This is a genomic window from Comamonas aquatica (assembly GCF_018064205.1).
GTDB classification, from domain to species: domain Bacteria; phylum Pseudomonadota; class Gammaproteobacteria; order Burkholderiales; family Burkholderiaceae_C; genus Comamonas; species Comamonas aquatica.
In genome coordinates, this window is sequence record NZ_CP072916.1 from 2144596 (window position 1) to 2168116 (window position 23521).

Sequence of the window (23521 nt, forward strand, 5' to 3'; positions counted from 1 at the left end):
AGCAAGCGCTTTCAGCTATCAAGTTCTGCAGCACGGCGCACGCACCGTGCTGCAGGACCGCGCGTTACACCATGCCGGCGCGGGTCATGGTGTCTTGCAGGCTGCTGAACTCCTTGTCCACAAAGGTGGCGAAGGCATCGCCGGCCAGCCATGCCGGGGTCCAGTCGTTCTTCTTCAGCGCTTCCTGCCAGGCCGCGCTCTTGGTGGCCTTTTCCAGCTTGGCGATCAGCTCGTCGCGCTGCTGCTTGCTGATGCCGGGGGCACCGTAGACACCGCGCCAGTTGCCGATTTCCACGTCAATGCCCTGCTCCTTCAGCGTGGGCACGTCCAGGGAGGACAGGCGCTCGGCCGAGGTCACGCCCACGGGCTTCATCTTGCCGCTGGCGATGTACTCGGCAAACTCGCTGTAGCCGCTGCCGCCGATGGTGACGTTGCCACCCAGGATGGCCGAGATCGCCTCGCCGCCCCCACGGAAAGCCACGTAGTTGATCTTGGCGGGGTCCACGCCCACGGCCTTGGCAATCATCGCGGCGGCGATGTGCTCGGTCGATCCGCGCGAGCCACCGCCCCACTTCACGCTGCCAGGGTCTTTCTTGAGCTGGGCGATCACTTCGCCCATGTTCTTGAACGGCGAATTAGCGGGCAGCACGAACACGTTGTATTCGCTGGTCAGGCGCGCCAGGGGCGTCACCTGCTTGAGGGTCACCGGGGGCTTGCCGGTGATGATGCCGCCCAGCATGACCGCGCCCATCACCATCAGGGCGTTCGCATCGTTCTTGCTGCCGTTGACGAACTGCGCCAGGCCGATGGCACCGGCCGCGCCACCCTTGTTGTCATAGGTCACCGACGAGGCCACGCCCGCATCCTGCAGGGCCTTGCCCAGGGCACGGCCCGTGGTGTCCCAACCGCCACCGGGATTGGCGGGCAGCATCATCTTCATGGCCGCAGCCTGGGCCCAGCTGGTGGGGACGGTGCCGGCCACCGCCAGGGCAGCCATGCTCTTCAAGAAAGTATCGCGTCGCATCATCTTGTCTCCTGTTTATAGGTTCGTCGTCAGGAAAAGCAGCACCAGCCGCAACCTGCACTGCTTGGGCAGCATGATGCGGTGACTGCCTGTCAAATGGCTGTCCTGCAGGGGCCGTGAAAACCCCAAGCTGCACAGCAACAAAACCCGGTCGCCGCAGTGCTAACGTGCCGCCCATGCACATTCTCTTGGTCGAAGACGATCCCGCCATGCAAACCAGCCTGCAGCGCGCCCTGGCGCGCCGCGGCATCCATGTCAGCCTGTGCGCGGACGGGCTGCAGGCCATCCCGCAGTGGCAGGCCCTGCAACCCGACGTGGTGGTGCTGGACCTGACGCTGCCCGGCCAGGATGGCCTGCAGGTGCTGGAGCACCTGCGCGCGCTGCGCGCCACCACGCCGGTGCTGATCCTGACCGCGCGCAGCACCGTGGGCGACCGCGTGCTGGGCCTGAACGCCGGGGCCGACGACTACCTGGCCAAGCCCTTCGACCTGGACGAACTGGAAGCACGCCTGCGTGCCCTGGAGCGGCGCGCCCAGGGCACGGGCGGTGCCTCCGCCCAAACCGACCATGACAGCTTCGGCACCCTGCGCCTGGACCGCGCCAGCGGCGCCATCTACCACCTGGGCCTGCCCATGGACTTCACGCCGCGCGAGCGCGCGCTGATGCACGCCCTGCTGGCGCGCCCGGGCCAGGCCATCGCCAAGGAGCGCCTGTACGAGCTGGTGTTTCCCGGCGAGGTCGATGTCAAGTACGAGGCCATCGAGGTGGTGGTCTACCGCCTGCGCAAGAAGCTGTCCGGCACCGGCATGGACCTGGTCACGCTGCGCGGCCTGGGCTACCTGCTCAAGCCCACGCCCTCGGGGGCCGCGGCATGAGCGAGCCCCAGCACCGCGGCATCTGGTCCTTGCGCAGCCAGTTGCTGGTGGGCATCTTGCTGCCGGTGATTGCCTGCATCGCGCTGAACATGCTGTGGTCCTACCGTGCCTCGCTGCAGGCGCTGCACACGGCCTACGACCGCACGCTGCTGGCCTCGGCCAAGACCATCGGCGAGCAGCTGGACGTGGACGGCTACGACGAGCACGCCCGCATCCACGCCCTGGTGCCCTACTCGGCGCTGGAGGCCTTCGAGGCCGACACCCACACGCGCCTGTACTACCGCGTGTCCAGCCTGGATGGGCAGCTGATCTCCGGCTTTGACGACCTGCCCTTCTGGCGCGGCATCATCCCGGCCCAGCCCCCCTACGCGGCCCTGGTGGACTTCTACGACAGCAGCTACCGCGACCAGCCGGTGCGCATCGCCGTGCTGCTGCAACCCGTGTCCAGCGCCACGGGCCGCAGCATGGCCGTGATCCAGGTGGCCGAAACCCTGCAGCTGCGCCACAACCTGGCCTGGAACCTGCTGACCGAGACCCTGTGGCAGAACGCAGTGCTCCTGGGCCTGCTGGTGCTGACCATCATGATCGTCGTGCAGCGCGTCACGCGCGCCGTGCGCGAGGTCGGCCACGCCATCGGCCAGCGGCCGCACCATGACTTCCAGCCCCTGCAGCGCGACGCCGTGCCGCGCGAGCTGCAGCCCTGGATCGACGGCATGAACCGCGCCATTGAGCGCCTGCGCGAACTGCTCAGCCACCAAAAGCGCTTCGTGCGCGATGCCTCGCACCAGCTGCGCACCCCGCTGGCGGTGCTGAAGGTGCAGGTGCAGTCGGCCCGCCAGGGCGACATGCCGCCCGCCACGGCCTTGCAGGAAATCGAGGCCACCGTGGACCGCGCCACGCAGCTGGCCAACCAGATGCTGTCGCTGGCCAAGGTGGAACAGCTGCGCCAGCAGCCGCAGGCCGCCACCGCCACCGGCTGGGACGCCATCGTGCGCGAGGTGGCGTTGGACCTGGCCCCGCTGATCGCCGACAAGATGCTGGACTTCGAGCTGCGCGCCGACACGCCCGTGCCGCTGTCCGCGCACGAATGGATGCTGCGCGAGCTGGTGCGCAACCTGCTGCACAACGCCATCCGTCACGCGCCACCGGGCAGCGCCCTGCTGGTCACGCTGACCCCGCAGGCCGACAGGCAGCACGCCTGCCTGCACATCATCGACCAGGGCCCGGGCCTGTCCGAAGAGCTGCTGCAGCGCCTGTACCAGCCGTTCTCGGCCGGGGACACGCGCAACGGCTCCGGCCTGGGGTTGGCCATCTGCCTGGAAATCGTCCAGGCGCTGCACGGCCGCCTGGAGCTGCACAACCGCCAGCAGGGCGCGCGCATCCTGGGCCTGGAGGCCATGGCCTGCCTGCCCATGGCCCCGGCCGAGGGCGCCTGAGGGCAGCCGCCCGTGCCCGCAATAACCTCGACCCCTGAGCGGTTATCCCCCAGTTTTTGCGGGCCGGGGGAACGTTGGCCCCAACGCCCGCGCGGCCCACGGGCCTGCAGCGCTATGCATTGCGAAGCACTCTGCTGTAAGACATAAATCTCAAGCAATTCCAGGCCCATCCTGTGCATCGCGCTATCAAAAATATCAGCAGAATGCCCGTTTCGCCGCGCAGGCCGGGTGCATGCGCGCAGCCGCAACAACATTCGATAGCACAGGCAGGAAACAACAATGGGTGAAGCGCAGCAGGACAAGGCAGCACGGGTCGTGGTCGTGGGGGGCGGGGTCGCGGGGCTGGAAATCGCCTCGGCACTGGGCAAGCTGCGCGACCCGCACACCGCCTCGGTGACCCTGGTCGATGCCGATTCCGCCCACGTCTGGAAGCCCATGCTGCACACCATTGCCGCCGGCACGCGCGACCTGGCGCAGCAGCAGACCACCTACCTGGCCCAGGCCACGGACGCCCGCTTCGCCTACCAGCCCGGCGCCATGGAAGGCCTGGACCGCGCACGCAAGGAAATCATCCTGTCCGCCATCTGTGCCCCCGACGGGCGCGAAATGGTGCCCGCGCGCCGCATCGGCTACGACAAGCTGGTCATCGCCGTCGGCAGCGGGGCCAACGACTTTGGCACGCCCGGCGTGCTGGAGCATTGCTACATGATCGATTCGCGCCGCAAGGCCGACGACTTCAACCGCGAAATCCGCCTGCGCATGGTGCGCGGCATGACCGAGGGCGAGACCCTGCAGGTGGCCATCGTCGGCGCCGGCGCCACCGGCGTGGAGCTGGCGGCCGAGCTGGTGCAGCTGTCCGAAAGCGCCGAAGCCTATGGCGCGCTGGGGTGGGCCGCCAAGTTCCGCATCGTGCTGATCGAGGCCGGGCCGCGCATCCTGCCCAGCTTCCCCGAGGAGATCTCCCAGGCCACCCAACAGCGCCTGGAGCACCTGGGCGTGCGGGTGCTGGTCAACCGCAAGGTGCAGGCGGCACTGGCCAACGGCCTGCTGCTGGATGGCGACGAGGTCATCCCCGCCGGGCTCAGCGTCTGGGCCGCCGGCGTGAAGGCGCCCAGTTTCCTGGCCCAGCTGGGCCTGCCCGTCACGCGCGGCAACCAGCTGATCGTGAACGACGATCTGCAGACCGCCGACCCTGACATCTACGCCGTGGGCGACTGCGCCAGCTACACCCTGCCCGGCCAAAGCACGCCGCTGCCGCCCACCGCCCAGGTGGCCCACCAGCAGGCGCGCTACCTGATCGAGCTGCTGCCCAAGGTGCTGGCCAGCCGCCAGCCGTATGCCGGCAAGGGCTTTGCCTACCGCGACTTCGGGGCGCTGGTGTCGCTGGCCAACTACGACGCCTACGGCTCGCTGGGCAAGTTCGGGCTGTTCAACGGCGGCATGATCAAGGGCCGGCTGGCCATGCTCAGCCACATCTGGCTGTACCGCTCGCACCAGGCGCGCCTGTACGGCTTCTGGCGCGGCGGCCTGCTGTGGCTGGTGGATTTGATGAACTCCCGCCTGCGCCCCACCATCCGGCTGGATTGATACGAAGCGCCGCTAACACCCCCAGCCCATCGAAGATGGGCGTCCGAGACGCAGCCTGCAGCCGCAGGCAGTCCCCGCGTACGACCAGGCCCAGCAACGACGTCTCAGGGGACGTGTTAGCAGGTATAAAAAAAGGAGCTGACCGCGCACTCCCTGCGGGCCTTGCAGAACGATTCGTTCTGAAAGGTAGGCGGAAGGAACGCAGTCAGCTCCTTTTTTTGAAAAAACTTCAGCCGGCCTTGGTGGCCACGCCGGCCGAGGTGAAGCTGGCCATCTCGCGCAGGATGGCGCAGGCCGCAGGCAGCAGCGGCCAGGCCGCCGCCGCCCCGGAACCCTCGCCCAGGCGCAACTGCCAGTCCAGCAAGGGCCGCGCGCCCAGCGCCTGCAGCAGCAGGGTGTGGCCGGGCTCACCGGAGCGGTGGGCGTACACGCAGCGCTGCAGCACCGCAGGCTGCAGGCGGCTGGCCACCAGCACCGCCGCCGTGGTGATGAAGCCATCGACCACGATCACGCGCCGCTCGGCCGCGGCCTGTAGCACGGCACCGACCATGGTCGCCACCTCCAGCCCGCCCATGGCGGCCAGCACCGGCAGCGGCTCGGTCACGGCGGCATGCGTTTGCAGCACCTGCTGCAGCACGGCGATCTTGCGTTGCACGCCCTGCGGATCCAGGCCCGTACCCATGCCCGTGACGTCGGCCACGGACACACCGCACAGCCGCGACAGCAGCAGCGAGGCGGTGGAGGTGTTGCCAATCCCCATCTCGCCCAGCAGCAAGGCATTGCCTGGCAGGCGCTTGACCAGCTCCACCCCGTTGCGGATGGCCAGTGCGCATTCCTGCTCGGTCATGGCCGGGCCCTGGCTGCAGTCCTGCGTGCCATAGGCCACCTTGCGGCGCCACAGGCGCGGCTGGCCGGCCTTGGGCAGCTTGTCCTCGGGGTCCTGCTCGCGGGCGGCAAAATCGCGCGCCACGCCGCAGTCCACCACATTCAGGGCAATGCCATGCTGGCGCGCCAGCACGCTCACGGCCGCGCCGCCGGCCATGAAGTTCTCCACCATCTGCCAGGTCACGTCCACGGGGTAGGCCGACACACCGCGCGCCGCCAGGCCATGGTCGGCCGCAAACACCACCATCTGCGGCGCATCCAGCACGGGGGCCTCGCTGCCCAGGATGCAGGCCAGGCGGTGCGCCAGCTGCTCCAGCACGCCCAGCGAGCCCACGGGCTTGGTCTTCACGTCCAGCAAGCCCTGCACATGGGCGGCAAATGTGGCGTCCTCGATCGAAGCCACGTCAGGAATCACGGTCGACATTTCCATCCCTCATCACACACAAAAAAGGCGCTCCAGCGCCCGGGCCCAAGTATGCGCCTGCGCCCATGGCCTTGCCCCGCACCACATCAATCACGGGCAAGAAAAAACCCGGCCTGGCCGGGTCGGGGGTACTGGGCAGCGCAGGCGCTTACTTGCGCATCGGCTCCATGTGCTGGGGCATCGGCTGCTGCATCATGGGCGCGTGCGGCATGGGCTGCTGCATCATGTGGTGATGCTGGGCGGGCGGTGCTGCGGGCACCTCGATGGTCTGGGTGTATTCGCGGATCACCCCCCCGCCCTCGACGCTGCCGGAGAGCTGCGGTTGCTGCACGCGCGCCACACAGGCACTGCGGTCCAGCTCGGTCTTGAAGATGTCGCAGCGGCGCACCGCATTGCGCTGCAGTTCATCCATGCCCATGCCCGGGGGGTTGACCGGCCCCTGACCGCGGCGCTGTTCCGCCGCAACGGCGGCGGCCTCGCGCTGCTGCGGGCTCATGGCCGTGCCCTGGGTCCCGTGGTGCGGCATGGCGCGATGGTGCGGCGCCTTGGCCGGATGGTGGGCGGCTGCAGGGTGGTGCGCCCCAGGGGTGAGCGCAGCGGGAGCGGACGCGGGAGCAGCGGTTTGCGCCTGGGCCAAGCTTGCGCCGGCCAGTGCCACCATGCACAGGCCCAGGCGCCAGGAAGGGGTCCATTGCAACTTCATCGAAGCATTCTCCTTGGATGACAAACAATGCCAACAGCATGCCTGCCATGGCCCGGCATGGACTATCAGCCCAGCCCGCCCAGCCTTGCAGGCACAAGCCTACAACCGTAGCACCCGCTTACACCTCTTGCGCAAACCAGGCCTGCACGCCCTCGGCCAGGCGGGCAAACACCACCTCCAGCGACGGGACCTGGGCGCCGAACAAGGCCTGGACAAAGGCCGTGTTCTCCAGCATGCCGTGCCAGTAGGTGCCCCAAATGTGGCCGGGGCCGTTCTGCCAGACCAGGCCCGGCACCACCTCCCGGGAACGCTGCGGCTGGCCGGCCTCCATGTCGGTGCGCAGCTGCGTCTGGCCGTGGTGGATTTCATAGACGTCCAACGCCATGCCCGCCAGCGACGACCAGGGCCCGTGCAGCGCCGGCAGGTGCACGCGCACGCGGCGCACGGTCTTGTCCGGCGCAAACAGCGTGACCAGGGGCAGCAGGCCCAGGCCGGCGGCGTTACCGTCCACACCGTGCAGGTCGATCAGGGCCTCGCCCAACATCTGCAGCCCCCCGCAAATGCCCAGCACCCGGCGCCCGGCATGGGCATGGGCCACGACCGCGGCGTCCAGCCCCTGGCGGCGCATCCAGTCCAGGTCGGCCGCCGTGGCCTTGGAGCCCGGCAGGATCACCCAGTCCGCGCCCTGCAACTGGGCTGGGCTGCGCGCCCAGACCACGCGCACGCCGGGCAGGTTCAGCAACGGCTGGAATTCATCGTGGTTGCTCATGCGCGGATAGGCCACGATGGCCACCGTGGTGTGGATGGCCCCGGCGCCCGTGCTGCGGGCATCGAACACGCCGTCCTCCTCGGGCAGGCCATGGTTCCACTGCATGGGGATGGTGGCCACCGTGGGCACGCCGGTACGCTCCTGCAGCATCTGCGGCGCCGGGGCCAGCAGGCGTGCATCGCCCCGGAACTTGTTGAGCACGAAGCCGCGCAGCAAGCCCTGCTCCTCGGGCGGCAGCAGGGCCCAGGTGCCGTACAGGTGGGCGAAGGCGCCGCCCCGGTCGATGTCCGCCACCAGCAGGCAGTGCGCCTGGCCATGCCGGGCCACGCGCATGTTGACCACATCGCTGCTGTGCAGGTTGATCTCGGCCGGGGAGCCGGCCCCCTCGATCACCACCACGTCGTTCTCGGCCCGCAGGCTGTCCAGGGCCTGGGCAATCTGCGGCCACACGTGCTGGCTGCGCCCGCGCCAGGGCATGGCCGACAGCGCGGCATCCACCTGGCCCAGCAGCACCACCTGGCTGCGCGTGTCGGCCTCGGGCTTGAGCAGCAGCGGGTTCATGCGCACATCGGGCACGCAGCCGGCGGCCAGGGCCTGCAGGTACTGGGCGGTGCCGATCTCGCCCCACTGCCCGTCCGGCGTGGCCACCACGCGGGCGTTGTTGCTCATGTTCTGCGCCTTGAAGGGCGCCACCTTGTAGCCCTGGGCGCGGTACCAGGCACACAGTGCCGTGGCCACCCAGCTCTTGCCGGCGTTGCTGCTGGTACCCAGCACCATGACACACAGGGCCTGGGTCTGCCCGGGCTGGGGCCGTGGCAGTTGCACGGTATCGGATGCGGTCGGGCTCATGCCAACTCCTTGAGGTTCATCGCCGCCCAGGCCTGCGCCAGGGCCTGCTGGGAGGCCGGCGGCATCACGCCCAGGCGCACACAGCCGGGCAGGCCAAAGCTGTGGGCATCGCGCAGCTTGATGCCCTGCGCGCGCAGCACGGCCAGGGCCTGCGCCATGCGCGCCTGCACGTCCTGGGGCCAGCGCGCCACGAAATAATTGGCCTGGTGGCCCGGCAGCACCTGCCAGCCCAGCCGGGCGCACAACTGCACTTGCTGCGCCTTCCAGGCCCGCAGCTGCACCAGGCTGGCCTGCAGCCAGGCCTGCACCTGCGGGGTGGTCCAGGCCTGCAGCATGGCCACGCCGTGGACCCCCACCACCCAGGACGGAGCCAGGTCGCGCAGCGCCGCCAGCTCCTGCGGCGTGGCCTGTACCGGTGCAATCGCGTAGGCGGCGCGCACCCCGGTCATGCCCAGGGCCTTGTTGGGGGTCCACATCTGCCACACGTGGTCCAGGTTCGGCTGCACCGCGGCCGGCTCCAGCTGCAGCGGCGCATAGGCGCAGTCCAGCACGCGCCAGGCCCCCGCCGGGGCCGGCGATGGCCACAGCGGCCAGACGTCCTCGTCCAGGCCCAGGGGGCTGGACGGGGCACAGGCCCAGTGCAGCCCGGGGCCGCCCGCGTGCGGGCTGCGCGGCACCACCGGCAGCTGCCACAGGCGCGCGGCATGCGGGTAGTCGCCATAGTGGTGCGGCGGCAGGCTGACCTGGCGGGCCCCGCTGCGCACGGCATGCAAGGTCAGGCGGTGGATGCATTCGCTGGCACTGCCGGCCAGCAGCACGCGCGCCGGGTCCACACCATGGAAGGCCGCCAGGGCCGCGCACAGGTGGGTGTAGGCCGGGTCCGGGTACTGGGCCACGTGCGCGGCCTGCAGCGCCGCCACGGCCTGCGGGCACGGGCCGCAGGCATTGCGGTTGGTGGAAAAATCGTGCGCCGGCACGCCCAGTGCGTCCGTGCCACCGTGGATCAGCGTCTCAACCATGGGCGATCACCCCCAGGCCCAGCAGCACCACCAGCGCGGCGATCGCGCAGGCCCCGACCACGCGCGCAGCCAGGCCCACGGCCTGCTGCACCTGCGCGGCCTGGGGCACCTGGCCCTGCGGGTTCAGCACATAGACGCCGGGCTTGCCCAGGCGCACGCCCAGGGCCAGTGCCATGCAGCCCATGGGCCAGCCACCATTGGGCGAAGGCGTGATGGCCGCATCGCGGCGCAGCGCGGACCAGGCCACGCCGCGCGCCACACCGGCCAGCAGCAGGGCCGTCAGGCGCGCGGGTAGCCAATTCAGCACATCGTCCGCACGCGCCGCCCATTTGCCGGCCCACTGCCAGTGGCGGCGCTGGGCACCCTGCCCGCGCCAGCCCGGGTAGCCCCACATGGCATCGGCGGTGTTGGCCAGCCGGTACAGTGCCGCGCCCGGCAGGCCGGCCAGCAGGAACCAGAACAAGGGCGCGATGACCGAGTCGCTGAGGTTCTCGGCCAGGGTCTCGATCACGCTCTCGCGCACCGTGCCCGCATCCAGCTGCGTGGTGTCGCGGCTGACCAGCCAGGACAGGCGCTCGCGCCCTGCGGGCAGTGACTGCTGCAGGGCGGCTTCGACGGCCAGCACCTCATCCTGGAGCATGCGCCACGCCAGCAGTGGCTTGAGCAGCACGCCCAGCACCAGGCCCTGGCCCCACCAGGCCTGCGGTGGCAGCAGCCACTGGCACAGGGCATAGACCACAAAAAAGAGAGCTCCCAGCGCGCACCAAGCCGTCATTCCCAGTACAAAGGCCCCGTAATCCCTGGTTCTTTCAGCGCGGGGCGCTATCCATTTGCCTAAGGCCCCCAGCAGCTTGCCCATCAGCACCACGGGGTGCAGCCACACGGGGGGTTCGCCCCACAGGCGGTCCAGCAGCAGGGCCACCAGCACCGCCAGCGCGGCCGACATGAGTTGCTGGGTCCAGAAAAGCTGCGAGGCGCCTTCGGCGCCCCACAGTTGCCAGGCCCAGGCCAGCGGGCTCAGGGCCACGGCCAGCACGGCCGTCACATCCATAGCAATCATTCCATCTCGGCCGGTGGCGGGGTCTGCGGCGCCTGCCCCCAGCGTTCTTCAAACAGCATGTCCTGCAGGGGCGCGCGGGCGGCCCATTTTTCCTGCTGCAGCATGGGTTCGGCGTAATAGGCCTGCACCGGCCCCAGGCACAGCACGGCCAGCGGGTAGCTGCCGGCCGGCATCTCCAACAACTGGGCCAGGGCCTGCGGGTCGTAGATCGACACCCAGCCCATGCCCAGCCCTTCGGCGCGCGCGGCCAGCCACAGGTTCTGGATGGCGCAGGCGGCCGAGGCCAGGTCCATCTCGGGCATGGTGCGGCGACCGAACACATGGGCCTCGCGCCCGGGCGGCAGGGCCACCACCAGCAGCTCGGCAGCGTCCAGCACACCCTGCACCTTGAGCTGCATGAAATCTTCCTCGCGCTCGCCCAGGGCCTGGGCGGTGAGCACGCGCTCCTGCTCCACCAGCGTGTGGATGCCTTCGCGCAGCGCGCGCTCCCGCACGCGGATGAAGCGCCACGGCTGCATGAAGCCCACGCTGGGCGCATGGTGGGCGGCGCGCAGCAGGCGCAGCAGCACCTCGTCACTGACCGTGCCACCGGCAAAGTGGCGCATGTCGCGCCGCTCGTGGATGGCGCGGTAGACGGCCGCCCGCTCGCTGTCCGTGAACGCGGTGGCAGCAATCGTGCGGTAGTGGTCGAGGTCGTGGGTGTCGTTCATGCTGCGATTGTCAGTCTTCGATGCCGCGCTGCGCAGGGACCCCCGCCTGGAAGGCGTGCTTGATCATCTGCATCTCGGTCACGGTATCGGCGATATCGATGATTTCCTGCGGGCAACGGCGGCCCGTCAGGCAGACGTGCACGTCCTTGGGGCGCGCACGCAGAGTGTCGAGCACCTCCTGCAGGGGCAACCAGCCATAGATCAAGGGATACGTCACTTCGTCCAGCACCACCAGGAAATAGTCGCCCGACAGGATGTCGGCCTTGGCCTTGTCCCAGCCTTCGCGGGCCAGTTGCGCCGACTGCTCCAGGTCCTTGCTCTTCCAGCTGAAGCCATCGCCCAGGCCCTGCACGGGCAGGCCCACCTGGTCGGCCAGGCGGTGCTCGCCAAAGCGTGCCGTGGGCACCTTCATGAACTGGTAGACCTTGACGGCCTTGCCACGGCCCGTGGCACGGAAGGCCAGGCCAAAGGCCGCCGTGGTCTTGCCCTTGCCATTGCCGGTGTTGACGATGACCAGGCCGCGGCGCTCGCCATCGGGCTTCTCGTAGGGTTTGGTGGAAGGTGGGGTTTCGATTTGCATAACGGAAAGGTCCCCGCGTGCAGCGCACGCCGGGTGAACAAGGCCCTGGCATCCAGGGGAAAAGCAAGGCACGGTGTGCCCTGCGCGGGTCGCGGGGGTCCACCGGCCGCGCGCAGGGCACCGCACCGGTGGAACGGGGCACGGACGCACAGGGGCTGTGCGCCCGCCGGCTTCAGGCGGCCTGGTAGACGCGGCGCTCCAGCACGGCGCTGCCCTGCAGGCGGCGCCAGGACTTGGCCGCGGCCAGCACAGCCAGATCGATCAGGGGCTCGAGCAGCACCACGGTCATGTAGGCCGCGCCAAAGCTGCCGATGCTGGCGAGGTTCTCTGCGCCCACGCCATGGCCGTAGATCGCCCAGAAGCCCACCCACAGCACGATGCCGCCCTGGTAGGCCACCGACAGCTTGAAGGTCTGGGCATAGCTCAGGTCCACATAGGCCATGTCGGTCGGAATCACCCGGCGCGCCAGCACGGCCGTGGCGAACAGCGGCACCAGCAAGGTGGTCACGTTCATGCCGTACTGCGGCAGATCCTGCGGCGCGAAGAACAGGCTTTGCACCAGCAGGCCGGCCGCCAGGCCGATGGCTGCCGGCGCGGCGCCGAAGATGAGCAGCAGCGTGGTGCCCAGGATCAGGTGCACCTCGGACACCCCGACCGGGTGGTGCGGAAACACTTCAAAGAAGGCAAACACCAGGGCCGTGGCCACCACCGAGCGCAGCAACAGGGCCTGCACGCTGTTGCTGCGCACCATGTCCCAGGCCAGCTTGGCGGTATAGGCCAGCGCCGCCGTGGCCGTGGCATAGCTCAGCAGAATCTTGGTTCCATCGACGAGACCGGGTTCGATATGCATCGCAGATTTCCTTTCAGAGTGGGTGCTTGCGAAGAAGCGGGAGGGACGAAAAAAACAGGGTTCAGCCGGGCAGTGCCATCCACATGTCCTCGACCTGGCGGATGCGGATGCGGTGGTCGAACACCGCCTCCAGCGCGGCATGCGTGGCCGCATCGTGCGTGGCGCCCTGGTGCAGCACCCGCCCGGCCTGCATGACCAGCATGTGGTCGGACTGCAGGGCAATGCCCAGCTCGTGCAGCACGCTGACCACGGTGTGGCCTTGGCGCACCAGTTGCTGCACGGTCTGCATCCAGTCGCTCTGGTGTGGCGGGTCCAGGTTGGCCAGGGGCTCATCCATCAGCACCACCTGCGCCTGCACGGCCAGGGTGCGGGCGAGCAACACGCGCTGGCGCTCGCCCCCGGACAGTTCGGCCAGCGGGCGATGGCGCCAGTCCCAGGCCTGCGTCATCTCCAGGCACTGCCGCACCACGGCGTGGTCGTGGGCACTGGGGGGGGCCAGCCAGGCCTGGTGGGGCAGACGCCCCAGCATGACCACGTCATAGCTGCACAGCTCCTGCGCCACCGCCTCGTTCTGCCCCATCCAGGACAGGGTGCTCGCACGCTGCCGGCCCGACCATGCGGCCAAGGGGCGGCCCAGCAGGTCCAGCTGGCCCTGCCAGGCCTTGCGCGGCTGCAAACCCGCCAGGGCCCGCAGCAGCGTGGACTTGCCGGCGCCGTTCGGGCCGACCACGGCGGTCCAGCGCTGGGCCGGCACCTGCACCTGCACGCCGTGCAGCAGGGGCTGGGCACCGGCGGACACCCGCAGGTCGCGCGTCTGCAGGGCGGGGGATGGCGTCAAGATGGGCTCCTCGGTCATGGTCTAGCCCCGCACCTGCCGGGCCGCATGGCCCCGGTGCATCAGCCACAGCAGGTAGCTGCCGCCCAGCAAGGCAGTCAGCACGCCCACGGGCAATTCCTCGGGTGCCATCACCCAGCGCGCCAGGATGTCGGCCACCAGCAGCACCACGCCGCCCATCAGACTGGCCAGCCAGATGCTGCGGGCATGGCCCACGCGCACCATGCTGCGCACCAGGTGGGGCGCGGCCAGGCCCACGAAGGCGATCAATCCGGTCTGCGCCACCGCCGTGCCCGTGGCCAGCGCCATCACGGCGATCAGGCCGGCGCGCATGGGCGCCAGCGGCAGACCCAGGCTGGCGGCCGTGGATTCGCCCAGCGTCAGCGCATCCAGCACCCGGGACAAGGCCCAGGCCACGCCGCTGCACAGGGCCCAGGCCCCGAGCAGCAGCGCGCAGGCCGGCCAGCCGATGAAGGCCGTGCTGCCCAGGCCAAAGGCCTTCATGGGCTGCAGGATGTCGGGGTAGCGCAGCTCCAGCATATCGCGCACGGCGCCCAGCACCACGCCCACCACCACCCCGGCCAGCAGCATGCGCAGGCTGTTTTGCACGCCCTGCGCCAGCACCAGCGTCAGCACCACCGCTGCGGCCGCACCGGCAAACGCCATGCCGGTCATGCCCAAGCGCTGCATCCAGGCCATGCCGATGGCCGCGGTGCCGCTGAGCACCATGGCCAGCGCGCCGCCCAAGGCCGCGCCCGAGGCGCTGCCCAGCAGGTACGGGTCGGCCAGCGGGTTGCGGAACAAGCCCTGGGCCACGGCCCCAGCCAGGCCCAGCAAGGCCCCGGCCAGCCAGGCGCCCAGGGTGCGCGGCAGGCGGATGTCCCAGACGATCTGCTGCACCACCGGGTCGTCCCGCAGCGACCACATGCTTTCCCAGCCGGTGCTGCCCACGCTGGCGCCCAGCAGCAGCAGCACGGCGGTCAGCGCCAGCAGGCCCACGGCCAGCCAGCGGCTGCGCGCAGCTTCGTGCGACAGGGCGCCCTGTGGCGGGTTACGGTGCATGGCGGGGGGCCTTGTCACGCAGGCAGCGGGCGATGATGCGCGCGGCCTCGTCCATGCGGGGGCCGGGGCGCACGACGATGCTGGACTCGCGGGCATCGAAGGCGCAGATGCGCTGCTGCCGGACCGCCTCCAGCGTGGTCCAGCCCGGGTAGGTGTGCGCCAGCTGCATGCTGTGGTTGCCCATCATGATCACGTCGGGACGGGCGCGCACAATGAATTCGGGATTCAGGCGCGGAAACGGCCCCATCGCATCGGGCACCACGTTGCGCATGCCCAGGCGCGTCAGCAGCTCGCCGATGAAGGACGACGGCCCGGCCGCAAACGGGCCACGGCTGACCTCGAAGTACACCCGCCCGCCCTGCACGCCGGCAGGCAGCGTGCGGGCCGCGGCATCGATGCCGTCCTGCATGCGTTGCCACTGCTGCTGCACCTGCGCCGGCGGCAGGCGCAGCAGGTGGCCCACGCTATGCAGCACGCGCTGCACATCGGCTTGGGTGCGCGGCTCCAGCGCCACGGTGCGCAGGCCCAGGGCCTCCAGGCGCTCCACCACGCGGGCCGAGTTGGACAGCAGCACCACATCGGGCTTGAGGGCAACGATGGCCTCGACGTTCGGGTCCAGCCCGCCGCCCAGCACGGGCAGCCTGCGTTGCAGGTCTTCGGGCCAGTTGGAGTAGCGGTCCACGCCCACCAAGCGGTCGCAGGCGCCCAGGGCGCAGACGGTTTCCGTCAGCGACGGCAGCAGGCTGACGATGCGCTGTGGCGCCTGCACGCGCGCCACCGGGCGGCCGCGATCATCCTGGGCCCCCAACGCCGTCAGGTCGGCCGCCGGATCGGCGGCCTGGACCTGGCCCAGACCGGCCGCCCACAGGCCCAGCGCCAGCCACAGGCTGCGGCGTGACAGCCGGATCATTTGAGGTGCAGCGGCAAACCGGCCGCCATCAAGGTGACGTGGCGGCACACCTGCGCCACGTCCTGGTTCAGGCTGCCCAGGGCATCCACGAAGGCACGCACTTCACGCCCCATGGGAATCACCCCCAGGCCAATTTCGTTGCCCACCACCACCACCGGGCCGGGGCAGGCGGCCAGCACTTCCAAAAACAAAGCACGCTGCGCGCTCCAGTCCTGGGCTGGAGCCTGATCAGCCCCAAAATCTACGCCCTCCATGGGCATCATCCAGTGCGTCAGCCACAGGGTCAGGCAATCGACCACCACCAGGGTCTGCGGCTGGCTGCAGGCCTGCAGTGCCTGCGCCAGGGCCCGCGGGGCCTCCTGGGTGCGCATGCCGGGCACGCGGGCGGCACGGTCATCCTGGTGGCGCTGGATGCGCTGGCGCATCTCGGCATCCCAGGCCTGGCCCGTGGCCAGGTAGACGGCCTCGCGCCCGGGGGCGCCGTCCAGCCAGGTGCGCGCCGCCTGCTCGGCCCGGCGGGTCTTGCCGCTTTTCTGGCCGCCCAGGATCAATTCCTGCCAGGGCAGCGCGGGGGCGGAGGGTTGCATCGGAGAAGTCATGGTGTGGAGCGCAAATTATGGCTGTGCGGCCGTGTCCCATTGCACGGGCTCGGCCCCCAGCAAGGCGGCCACGGCACGCGGGTGCGAGGGAAACCAGGCATGGAAGTAACTGGCATGGACGCTGCCGTGCTGGTAGATGGCCTCGCCCTTGTCGGGCGCCACCGGCTGCCGGGGGCGGCTGGTGCGCGCCACCTCGGCCGCCTGGCAGGTGAAGCGCGAGTAATGGAAGGTGTGCCCACGCAGCACCCCACCCTGCAGCGCGCACTGCTGCATGCCCAGGCCGGCCAAGCGTTCCTGCATCCGCGCCTCACCCGGCAGGATGCCCCACAGCGGCTGGCTTTGGTCCTGGGTATCGGTCATGCGCTGGCCCAGGGCCAGCATGCCGCCACATTCGGCCCACACGGGCTTGCCGGCCTGCACGTGCTGCTGCAGGTCGGCCTGCAGCCCGGTGTTGGCCGCCAGGGTGGCGGCGTGCAATTCGGGGTAGCCACCGGGCAGCCAGACGGCATCGCACACCGGCAGGCGCTCGCCCGCCAGGGGCGAGAAGAAGGCCAGGTTGGCGCCCATGGCCTGCAGGCAGTCCAGGTTGGCGGGGTAGATGAAGCTGAACGCCGCATCGCTGGCCACGGCCACGGTGTGCCCGCGCAGCCAGGGCTGGGGGGCTGCCACGGGCTGCGCCGGGGCTGCAAACGCCACCGACCAGCGCTGCCAGTCCTGCCAGTCCATGCGCCCCAGGGGCGTGTCGGCCAGGGCATCGGCCGCGGCATTCAGGCGCGCCATGGCATCGGGCAGCTCGTGCGCCGCCACCAGGCCCAGGTGGCGCTCGGGCAGCAGTTGCGCGTCCTTGCCCGGCCCCATGCGCTGCAAGCCGCCCAGCCACAGCTGCGGGTCGCGCAGGCTGCTTTGCAGCATCTGCGTGTGCATGCCGGTGGCCACGCGGTTGGCCAGCACGCCGGCCCAGGGCACGCCCGGCTGGTACTGCTGCATGCCCAGCACCAGCGCACCAAAGCTGCCCGCCATGGCCGAGGCATCGACCACCAGCAGCACCGGCACGCCCAGTTGGGTGGCCAGATCGGCCGCCGTGGGGCTACCGTCGAACAGGCCCATCACGCCTTCGATCAGGATCACATCGGCCTGCGCGGCCGCGGCATGCAGGCGTGCGCGCACCTCATCCATGCCCACCATCCAGCCATCGAGGTTGTGCACCGTGGCCCCGCTGGCCAGTTGGTGCCAGTACGGATCCAGGTAATCCGGCCCGCACTTGAAGACCCGCACGCGGCGCCCCTGGCGGGCATGCCAGCGCGCCAGCGCCGCGGTGATGGTGGTCTTGCCCTGGCCCGAAGCGGGGGCGGCAATCAGCACCGCCACGCAGTGGTGCACGGGAGGGGATGGAGGAGTGATCAGTGGTGACATGCAAGCTCTCGGGGGTGCCCGCCAGGGCCACGGCGGGCAGATACGGCGTCGGCGGTTACCAGGGCATCCATTTCACGCCCAGCCACAGCGTACGCCCGGCGGTGGCGTAGTCCTTGACCAGGGTGTAGTCACGGTCCAGCGCATTGTCGATGCGCGCGGTCAGCGTGAAGTCCCTGGCCAACTGGCGCGAGGCGGACAGGTTCACCAGGGTGTAGCCACCCAGGGACTTGACGGCCTCCGCATCGTCGTTGAAGCGACGGCTGGCCGCCTGCAGCTCGGAGCCCAGGGTCCAGCCCGCCAGGGTGGTCTCAGCCCCCAGGGTGGCATAGCGCTGCGAGCGGCGCTGCAGCAAGCGGCCGGTCTGGGCATTGCGTGGGTTCTGGAAATCCACCGACGCATACCACTTCAGCACGCCGGCGCGCCAGTTGCCGGCCAGAGTGATGCCTTCCAGCTGGGCCGCGTCCACGTTCAGGTAGCAGCCCTGGCTGAGCGCCACCGGGCAGGTGCCCTGCTTGGCGGCATAGACCACCAGGTTCTCAATCTTGTTGCGGTAGGCCGTGGCGCTGAACGCGCGGTCCTTGTCGCCCCAGCGCAGCCCCAGTTCCATGTTGCGGCTTTCCTCGGGCTTCAGGCTGGCATCGCCGTTTTGCGAGAAGCGCTGGAACAGCGTGGGCACGCGAAAGCCGGTGCCCACCGAGGCCGTGGCCTTCCAGTGCGGGGCGAAGTCCCAACCATAGGCCAGTGTGGCCGTGCGCTTGCCGCCAAAGTCGCTGTCCCGGTCATGGCGCAGGTTCAGTTGCACGGCGTGCTGCTGCCAGTGCAGGCCATAGCCCAGGCCCAGCGCATTCTGGTGGCGCGAGCGCGCGTCACCGCCCACCAGGCTGGTGTTCTCCAGCGTGTCCTCGCGCCGCTCGGCCAGCACCGAGAAAGTGCCCACGCGGCTGCGCCATTCGTTGTGCACCAGGTAGTTGCGCAGCAGGGTTTCGGTGCGGTAGTGCGTGGCCGTCCAGGTGTCGTAGCCGTGGCGCGACTGGCTCACGGCCACACGCGTGCGCCACGCGGGCGTCCAGTCGCCCTGCCAGTTCAGGCCATAGGCATCCAGGGTGCGGACCGCACCGTCGTTGCCCTGGGCGCGGCTGTCATAACCGGCGTTCGAATCGCTGGTCAGGGCCGTGACGTCCAGGCGCTGGCCCGCGCTGAGTTGCAGGCCCACGCGCGCATTCGCCGATTTGCGCACGTAGCCGTCCTTGTCCACGTTGCGGCGGGTGCCCCCGGTCTTGGCATCGAAGCCCTCGCTGTCGGCATAGGACAGGCCCAGGGCATAGTCCCAGGCGCCCTGCCCGCCACTGAATCCAGCCGTGCCCTTCTTGGTGCCGTAGGAGCCCGCGCCCACGGACACATGGGGCTTGAAGCCGGTCTCGCCACGGCGGGTGAAGATCTGCACCGTGCCCGCCATGGCGTCCGAGCCATACAGCGCACCGGCCGCACCGCGCAGCACCTCGATGCGCTCGATCGATTCCAGCGGCAGCGTCTCCCAGGGTGCGCCACCGGAGCCATTCTGGGCATCGATGCGGATGCCGTCGACATACACCGCCGTGTGCTGCTTGTGCGCGCCGCGCAGGAACAGGTTGGTGTCCGAACCCGGGCCACCGGTGCGGGTGATCTGGATGCCCGGCACCTTGGCCATGACATCTTCCAGCGCCAGGGCGCCGCTGCGCTCCAGGGCCTCCCCGTCCAGCACCGTCACATCCGCCAGCACCTCGCTCAGGCGCTGCTCGGAGCGCGTGGCCGAGACCACCACCTCATCCAGGGCCGCCGCGGCCGCCGGCGCCACCAGGCCCGCTAGACAGACCACCGCCAGAGAGACCGGGCGCCACGCCATCGCCGGCATCCAGGCACGCTGACGCCGTTGTTCGAACACATTCATTGGAAACATCACCAGATTCCACCCGTGTCAGCCTCCCCGCCGACAATGGGCAAACATGCCTGCCCAGAGGGCAGACACACGAATGTTGGCCGGTATCCGGGCTGGTCCCTCAGTCCATCGCCTTCCCACGTGCTTGTTCAAGGCACCCAGTGGCTGTGTTGATGGAGGGGCGCTATGACGGGCGCCAGGGACTCACCGTTGCGGGGGCAGCGCAGGCTAGGTCAGGTCGAAGGCCGACCCACCATCCTGCTTCCCGTTGAACTGCAATCTTGCGAACCAAGTTGCGAGCACCAACAATGCAAGCTGGCGATTCTAACTGGACGTGACGGGCCATGGTGCACCGCACAGCAGTGCCGCAGCCTGGCGCAGGGCTGCACAAAAAATGAGCTGCATCCGCACAAAAACAAAGGGCCTCAGATACAAACCTATCTGAAGCCCTTGTTCATTCAGCGCCAGGCGCTATCTTTTCAAATTCTGCCCAGCGCCCGGTCCACGCCCAGGTTGGCCAGGGCATCGGCCCGCTCGTTGCCCGGATCGCCCGCATGGCCCTTGACCCAGCGCCATTCGATGCGGTGGCCCGCGCCGCTGACCAGCGCATCCAGCGCCTGCCACAGCTCGACGTTCTTCACCGGCTGCTTGGTCGAGGTCTTCCAGCCCTTGGCTTTCCAGCCGTGGATCCATTCCGTGATGCCCTTGCGCACGTACTCGCTGTCCAGGAACAGCGTCACATCGCAGGGGCGCTTGAGGGCGCGCAACGCTTCGATCACGGCGGTCAGCTCCATGCGGTTGTTGGTGGTCTCGCGCTCGCCGCCAAACAACTCCTTGGTGTGCGGCCCGGCCTGCATCAGCACGCCCCAGCCGCCCGGCCCCGGGTTGCCCTTGCAGGCCCCGTCCGTGTAAATCACTACTTGGTTCAAATTTCTTTCCTTTGTGGTGCTTGCTGGCACGCTGCCGCCGGGCGGGCCTGCGCTGCGGGCGCACGCTTGCGCCATGCAGGCTCCAGCAGGCGCATGCCATGCACCTTTTTCACTGCCAGCACGCAGTATGCACCGCCCAGCACCGGCCAGGCCTTGTTGCCCAGCCTATCCATCCAGCGCCAGCGCTGCAGCCAGGCCGGCGCCTCCAGCGCCGGGGCGTGGCAACCGAAATCGGCGGCCACCACGTCCATGGCCAGCACCTGCAGCCAATCGCGCACGCGCCAGTACGGCAGGCCGCGCCAGGCGTTCAACCCAGGCTCCGGCACACGCTCCAGCCCATGCTGAAGCCCCCACAGGCTATAGGGGTTGAGCCCAAACAGCAGCAGCCGCCCTTCGGGCACCAGCACGCGCACCGCTTCGCGCAAGGCAGCATGCGGGTCCTGGCAATGTTCGAGGGTGTGGGGCAGGACCAGCAGGTCGACGCTGGACTCGGCGAACGGCAGCGCCTCGGGGGCGCACAACAGTTGTACACCATCAGGGACTTGGCAAGCCCCGGGTTCAAGGTTCCAATCGGTGCTTTGCGCGGCCACCCAGCGGTTGGGCATGCGGTTGTGGCGCAGCGCCTGCAGCAGGGGCCAGCCCAGCTGCACGCTGTGATAGCCGAAAATATCCGCCACCGCCTCATCACACCGCTGCTGCTCCCAGTCGAGCAGATAGCGGCCAAATGCCTTGGCCATCCACGGATGGCCCTCTTGCTTTGCATCGTTCATGAACCTGTTGCCGTTGCCTGCGTTTTCTGACAATTACATCTGGCTGCTGCACGACGGCCAGCACGCCGTGGTGGTGGACCCTGGCGACGCCTGTCCCGTTCAAGCGGCGCTGCACGCCCAGGGACTGCAGCTGCAAGCCATTCTAGTGACCCACCACCATGCCGACCATGTGGGCGGCGTGGACGCGCTCCGTAATGCCACCGGCGCCACGGTCTACGGCCCGGCCTACGAGCCCCTGCCCGAGCCCGTGGTACGCGTCGACGCGCACAGCCGCATCCACCTGCTGGGGCAAGACTGGCAGGTGCTGGAAGTGCCCGGCCACACCGCCGGCCACATCGCCTGGTACTGCGCCCCCGCGGATGCGGCCCCGCTGCTGTTTTGCGGCGACACGCTGTTCTCCGGCGGCTGTGGCCGCCTGTTCGAGGGCACGGCGCAGCAGATGTACGACTCGCTGCAGACGCTGGCGGCTTTGCCACACGACACCCGTGTGTTTTGCGCCCATGAATACACTCTGAGCAACCTGAAATTTGCCTGCGCGGTGGAACCAAGCAACCCAGCCTTGCTCCAATACCGCGCGCGTTGCGAGGCACTGCGCCAGCAACAGCAGCCCACCCTGCCCTCGACGCTGGGGCAGGAGCTGGCAATCAACCCTTTTCTACGTTGCGACGTTACAGAGGTTGCGCACAGCGCACACCACTTTTGCTCCACCGTAGACCCTACACAACCCGCCAGCGTGTTCGCAGCGCTGCGTGAATGGAAAAACGCATTCCGATGAATTTGCGCCATCTTTTAGTCCTCGCCAGCGTGGTTTGGCTCGCTGGTTGCGCGACCGCCCCCTCCACCTCCTCGTACGACGGTCCGCTCAAGCCCATCACCCGCGCCTCCCCCGGCACCTCCAAGGTCACCTCGCTGGAATACAACAGCGACCTGTGGGAACGCATCCGCCGCGGCTTTGCCATGCCCGACCTGGAGCACGAGCTGGTCGGCAGCCAGGAGCAGTGGTACAGCAGCCGCCCCGACTACATCGAGCGCATGACCACACGCTCCAGCAAGTACCTCTTCCACATCGTGGAGGAGCTGGAGCAACGCAACATGCCGATGGAGCTGGCCCTGCTGCCCTACATCGAGAGCGCCTTCAATCCCCAGGCCGTGTCCAGCGCCAAGGCCGCCGGCATGTGGCAGTTCATGCCGGCCACGGGTTCGTACTTCGAGCTGACCCAGAACGCGTTCCGGGACGACCGCCGCGATGTGCTGGCCTCCACCCGCGCAGCCCTGGACTACCTGGAAAAGCTGCACCGCATGTTCGGCGACTGGCACCTGGCCCTGGCCGCCTACAACTGGGGCGAAGGCAGCGTCGGGCGCGCCATCAAGCGCAATGAACGCATGGGCCTGGAGACCAGCTACACCGACCTGAACATGCCGGGCGAAACGCGCAACTATGTGCCCAAGCTGCAAGCGGTGAAGAACATCATCGCCCACCCGGAAAAGTTCAACATCGAGCTGCCCAACATCGAGAACCACCCCTACTTCCAGGCGGTGGAGATCAAGCGCGACATGGACATCGAGCTGGTCGCCCGCCTGGCCGACGTGCGCCTGGAGGACTTCAAGGCTCTCAACCCCTCGTTCAGCCGCCCGACCATCTTTGCTGCCGGCACCACCCAGATCCTGCTGCCCTGGGACAACGCCAAGGTGTTCCAGCGCAACCTGGCCGCCTACGATGACGACCAGTACGCCAGCTGGACCGTCTGGGTCGCCCCCAGTACCATGACGGTGGCCAGTGCCGCCCAGCGGGTCGGCATGAGCGAGACCGACCTGCGCAGCGTCAACCGCATTCCGCCGCGCATGATGATCAAGGCCGGATCGGCCCTGATGGTGCCGCGCTCGCCCCAGCACCGCCAAGACGTGTCCACGCACATCGCCGACCACGGTACCCTGGCCTTTGCGCCGGAGATTACCGAAGTGACGCGCCGCACCGCGGTCAAGGTGCTGCGTGGCGACAACATGGCCAAGGTGGCCAGCCGCCATGGTGTGACCGTGGCCAACCTGGCGCGCTGGAACGACATGAAGCCCACGGCCTCGCTGCGCGCCGGCCAGTCGCTGGAGGTGTACAAGACCGTGCGCGTCAGCGCCGCCCCCACCCGCACCGCACAGGTCAGCAAGAGCGCCAAGGCAAGCAACACCTCCAAGCGCCCGCGCGCCACCGGAACTGCGAAAGAGAAACCCGTGGTCACCAAGGTGGCGCAACAAACCCGCGGCGACACGCCGACCCAGCGCAAGCGCTGAGCGCCGACGACAAAAAGGGCCCTGGTTTTTCAGG

Annotated in this window: 22 protein-coding genes and 1 riboswitch; of the genes, 5 read left to right on the forward strand and 17 right to left on the reverse strand. The window is 69.0% G+C overall.

What is annotated here, in order from left to right; translation table 11 throughout:
- Window positions 1–64: 64 nt before the first annotated feature.
- Window positions 65–1024 carry a Bug family tripartite tricarboxylate transporter substrate binding protein gene (locus KAQ61_RS10185; RefSeq protein ID WP_045267962.1) on the reverse strand — a complete coding sequence of 320 codons (960 nt, stop codon included), beginning with the start codon at window positions 1022–1024 and terminating at the stop codon, window positions 65–67.
- Between the two features lie 176 nt (window positions 1025–1200).
- On the opposite strand from KAQ61_RS10185, the gene KAQ61_RS10190 reads away from it, so the two are divergent.
- The 3 genes from KAQ61_RS10190 to KAQ61_RS10200 all read left to right on the forward strand — a co-directional run bounded on the left by KAQ61_RS10190 (window position 1201) and on the right by KAQ61_RS10200 (window position 4922).
- Window positions 1201–1899, forward strand: coding sequence for a response regulator transcription factor (locus tag KAQ61_RS10190; RefSeq protein WP_210929100.1), 699 nt, complete (start codon window positions 1201–1203; stop codon window positions 1897–1899).
- Window positions 1896–3335 (forward strand): sensor histidine kinase, encoded by a 1440-nt coding sequence (locus KAQ61_RS10195; protein ID WP_210929101.1) that lies wholly within the window; start codon window positions 1896–1898, stop codon window positions 3333–3335. Before KAQ61_RS10190 ends, KAQ61_RS10195 begins: the two co-directional genes overlap by 4 nt.
- A gap of 279 nt (window positions 3336–3614) precedes the next feature.
- The gene (locus KAQ61_RS10200) at window positions 3615–4922 is read left to right on the forward strand and encodes an NAD(P)/FAD-dependent oxidoreductase (protein ID WP_210929102.1); all 1308 of its coding nucleotides are present in this window, start codon (window positions 3615–3617) and stop codon (window positions 4920–4922) included.
- Between the two features lie 229 nt (window positions 4923–5151).
- Here KAQ61_RS10200 and cobT read toward each other — a convergent pair whose 3' ends face one another.
- From cobT to KAQ61_RS10280, 16 genes are all read right to left on the reverse strand, one after another.
- Complete coding sequence (gene cobT / locus KAQ61_RS10205) at window positions 5152–6231, reverse strand: nicotinate-nucleotide--dimethylbenzimidazole phosphoribosyltransferase (protein WP_210929103.1); 1080 nt, start codon at window positions 6229–6231, stop codon at window positions 5152–5154.
- A 148-nt stretch (window positions 6232–6379) separates the two neighbouring features.
- Window positions 6380–6934 (reverse strand): hypothetical protein, encoded by a 555-nt coding sequence (locus KAQ61_RS10210; RefSeq protein ID WP_210929104.1) that lies wholly within the window; start codon window positions 6932–6934, stop codon window positions 6380–6382.
- A 118-nt stretch (window positions 6935–7052) separates the two neighbouring features.
- Window positions 7053–8480, reverse strand: coding sequence for a cobyric acid synthase (locus tag KAQ61_RS10215; RefSeq protein ID WP_210931842.1), 1428 nt, complete (start codon window positions 8478–8480; stop codon window positions 7053–7055).
- A 68-nt stretch (window positions 8481–8548) separates the two neighbouring features.
- Window positions 8549–9571 carry an aminotransferase class I/II-fold pyridoxal phosphate-dependent enzyme gene (locus KAQ61_RS10220; RefSeq protein ID WP_210929105.1) on the reverse strand — a complete coding sequence of 341 codons (1023 nt, stop codon included), beginning with the start codon at window positions 9569–9571 and terminating at the stop codon, window positions 8549–8551.
- Entirely contained in the window at window positions 9564–10631 is a 1068-nt protein-coding gene (gene cbiB, locus KAQ61_RS10225) for an adenosylcobinamide-phosphate synthase CbiB (RefSeq protein WP_210929106.1), read from the reverse strand. The genes KAQ61_RS10220 and cbiB overlap by 8 nt, the downstream gene beginning before the upstream one ends.
- Entirely contained in the window at window positions 10628–11341 is a 714-nt protein-coding gene (bluB, locus tag KAQ61_RS10230; protein ID WP_042416121.1) for a 5,6-dimethylbenzimidazole synthase, read from the reverse strand. Before bluB ends, cbiB begins: the two co-directional genes overlap by 4 nt.
- A 10-nt stretch (window positions 11342–11351) precedes the next feature.
- The gene (cobO, locus tag KAQ61_RS10235) at window positions 11352–11921 is read right to left on the reverse strand and encodes a cob(I)yrinic acid a,c-diamide adenosyltransferase (protein ID WP_210929107.1); all 570 of its coding nucleotides are present in this window, start codon (window positions 11919–11921) and stop codon (window positions 11352–11354) included.
- 172 nt (window positions 11922–12093) lie between these two features.
- Window positions 12094–12771: an energy-coupling factor ABC transporter permease gene (locus tag KAQ61_RS10240; protein ID WP_210929108.1), complete on the reverse strand. Its 678-nt coding sequence runs from the start codon at window positions 12769–12771 to the stop codon at window positions 12094–12096.
- Between the two features lie 61 nt (window positions 12772–12832).
- Entirely contained in the window at window positions 12833–13609 is a 777-nt protein-coding gene (locus KAQ61_RS10245) for an ABC transporter ATP-binding protein (protein WP_420839306.1), read from the reverse strand.
- 21 nt (window positions 13610–13630) lie between these two features.
- Entirely contained in the window at window positions 13631–14668 is a 1038-nt protein-coding gene (locus KAQ61_RS10250; RefSeq protein ID WP_210929110.1) for a FecCD family ABC transporter permease, read from the reverse strand.
- Complete coding sequence (locus KAQ61_RS10255) at window positions 14658–15578, reverse strand: ABC transporter substrate-binding protein (RefSeq protein ID WP_210929111.1); 921 nt, start codon at window positions 15576–15578, stop codon at window positions 14658–14660. The genes KAQ61_RS10250 and KAQ61_RS10255 overlap by 11 nt, the downstream gene beginning before the upstream one ends.
- Window positions 15575–16177 carry a bifunctional adenosylcobinamide kinase/adenosylcobinamide-phosphate guanylyltransferase gene (locus KAQ61_RS10260; protein WP_244982861.1) on the reverse strand — a complete coding sequence of 201 codons (603 nt, stop codon included), beginning with the start codon at window positions 16175–16177 and terminating at the stop codon, window positions 15575–15577. Before KAQ61_RS10260 ends, KAQ61_RS10255 begins: the two co-directional genes overlap by 4 nt.
- A gap of 15 nt (window positions 16178–16192) precedes the next feature.
- Complete coding sequence (locus KAQ61_RS10265) at window positions 16193–17590, reverse strand: cobyrinic acid a,c-diamide synthase CobB (RefSeq protein WP_154163346.1); 1398 nt, start codon at window positions 17588–17590, stop codon at window positions 16193–16195.
- Between the two features lie 55 nt (window positions 17591–17645).
- A complete protein-coding gene (locus KAQ61_RS10270) occupies window positions 17646–19526 on the reverse strand; it encodes a TonB-dependent receptor domain-containing protein (protein ID WP_276514440.1) in 1881 nt (626 codons plus the stop codon).
- A gap of 61 nt (window positions 19527–19587) precedes the next feature.
- Window positions 19588–19813: riboswitch (cobalamin riboswitch) on the reverse strand.
- A 171-nt stretch (window positions 19814–19984) separates the two neighbouring features.
- The gene (gene rnhA / locus KAQ61_RS10275; RefSeq protein ID WP_042416145.1) at window positions 19985–20434 is read right to left on the reverse strand and encodes a ribonuclease HI; all 450 of its coding nucleotides are present in this window, start codon (window positions 20432–20434) and stop codon (window positions 19985–19987) included.
- On the reverse strand, window positions 20431–21204 hold the full coding sequence (locus tag KAQ61_RS10280) for a class I SAM-dependent methyltransferase (RefSeq protein ID WP_234686559.1): 774 nt from the start codon (window positions 21202–21204) through the stop codon (window positions 20431–20433). Before KAQ61_RS10280 ends, rnhA begins: the two co-directional genes overlap by 4 nt.
- Here KAQ61_RS10280 and gloB point away from each other — a divergent pair.
- Both gloB and KAQ61_RS10290 read left to right on the forward strand, forming a co-directional pair.
- Window positions 21203–21979 carry a hydroxyacylglutathione hydrolase gene (gloB, locus tag KAQ61_RS10285; protein WP_210929112.1) on the forward strand — a complete coding sequence of 259 codons (777 nt, stop codon included), beginning with the start codon at window positions 21203–21205 and terminating at the stop codon, window positions 21977–21979. The genes KAQ61_RS10280 and gloB overlap by 2 nt on opposite strands.
- Window positions 21976–23487 (forward strand): transglycosylase SLT domain-containing protein, encoded by a 1512-nt coding sequence (locus tag KAQ61_RS10290; protein WP_210931850.1) that lies wholly within the window; start codon window positions 21976–21978, stop codon window positions 23485–23487. Before gloB ends, KAQ61_RS10290 begins: the two co-directional genes overlap by 4 nt.
- Window positions 23488–23521 lie beyond the last annotated feature (34 nt).

Bases quoted from the DNA above. Each gene is read 5' to 3' on its own strand.
- KAQ61_RS10185 (WP_045267962.1), bottom strand. From the start codon at position 1,024: ATGCGACGCGATACTTTCTTGAAGAGCATGGCTGCCCTGGCGGTGGCC.
- KAQ61_RS10190 (WP_210929100.1), top strand. From the start codon at position 1,201: ATGCACATTCTCTTGGTCGAAGACGATCCCGCCATGCAAACCAGCCTG.
- KAQ61_RS10195 (WP_210929101.1), top strand. From the start codon at position 1,896: ATGAGCGAGCCCCAGCACCGCGGCATCTGGTCCTTGCGCAGCCAGTTG.
- KAQ61_RS10200 (WP_210929102.1), top strand. From the start codon at position 3,615: ATGGGTGAAGCGCAGCAGGACAAGGCAGCACGGGTCGTGGTCGTGGGG.
- cobT (WP_210929103.1), bottom strand. From the start codon at position 6,231: ATGTCGACCGTGATTCCTGACGTGGCTTCGATCGAGGACGCCACATTT.
- KAQ61_RS10210 (WP_210929104.1), bottom strand. From the start codon at position 6,934: ATGAAGTTGCAATGGACCCCTTCCTGGCGCCTGGGCCTGTGCATGGTG.
- KAQ61_RS10215 (WP_210931842.1), bottom strand. From the start codon at position 8,480: ATGGTGCTGGGTACCAGCAGCAACGCCGGCAAGAGCTGGGTGGCCACG.
- KAQ61_RS10220 (WP_210929105.1), bottom strand. From the start codon at position 9,571: ATGGTTGAGACGCTGATCCACGGTGGCACGGACGCACTGGGCGTGCCG.
- cbiB (WP_210929106.1), bottom strand. From the start codon at position 10,631: ATGATTGCTATGGATGTGACGGCCGTGCTGGCCGTGGCCCTGAGCCCG.
- bluB (WP_042416121.1), bottom strand. From the start codon at position 11,341: ATGAACGACACCCACGACCTCGACCACTACCGCACGATTGCTGCCACC.
- cobO (WP_210929107.1), bottom strand. From the start codon at position 11,921: ATGCAAATCGAAACCCCACCTTCCACCAAACCCTACGAGAAGCCCGAT.
- KAQ61_RS10240 (WP_210929108.1), bottom strand. From the start codon at position 12,771: ATGCATATCGAACCCGGTCTCGTCGATGGAACCAAGATTCTGCTGAGC.
- KAQ61_RS10250 (WP_210929110.1), bottom strand. From the start codon at position 14,668: ATGCACCGTAACCCGCCACAGGGCGCCCTGTCGCACGAAGCTGCGCGC.
- KAQ61_RS10255 (WP_210929111.1), bottom strand. From the start codon at position 15,578: ATGATCCGGCTGTCACGCCGCAGCCTGTGGCTGGCGCTGGGCCTGTGG.
- KAQ61_RS10260 (WP_244982861.1), bottom strand. From the start codon at position 16,177: ATGACTTCTCCGATGCAACCCTCCGCCCCCGCGCTGCCCTGGCAGGAA.
- KAQ61_RS10265 (WP_154163346.1), bottom strand. From the start codon at position 17,590: ATGTCACCACTGATCACTCCTCCATCCCCTCCCGTGCACCACTGCGTG.
- KAQ61_RS10270 (WP_276514440.1), bottom strand. From the start codon at position 19,526: ATGTTTCCAATGAATGTGTTCGAACAACGGCGTCAGCGTGCCTGGATG.
- gloB (WP_210929112.1), top strand. From the start codon at position 21,203: ATGAACCTGTTGCCGTTGCCTGCGTTTTCTGACAATTACATCTGGCTG.
- KAQ61_RS10280 (WP_234686559.1), bottom strand. From the start codon at position 21,204: ATGAACGATGCAAAGCAAGAGGGCCATCCGTGGATGGCCAAGGCATTT.
- KAQ61_RS10290 (WP_210931850.1), top strand. From the start codon at position 21,976: ATGAATTTGCGCCATCTTTTAGTCCTCGCCAGCGTGGTTTGGCTCGCT.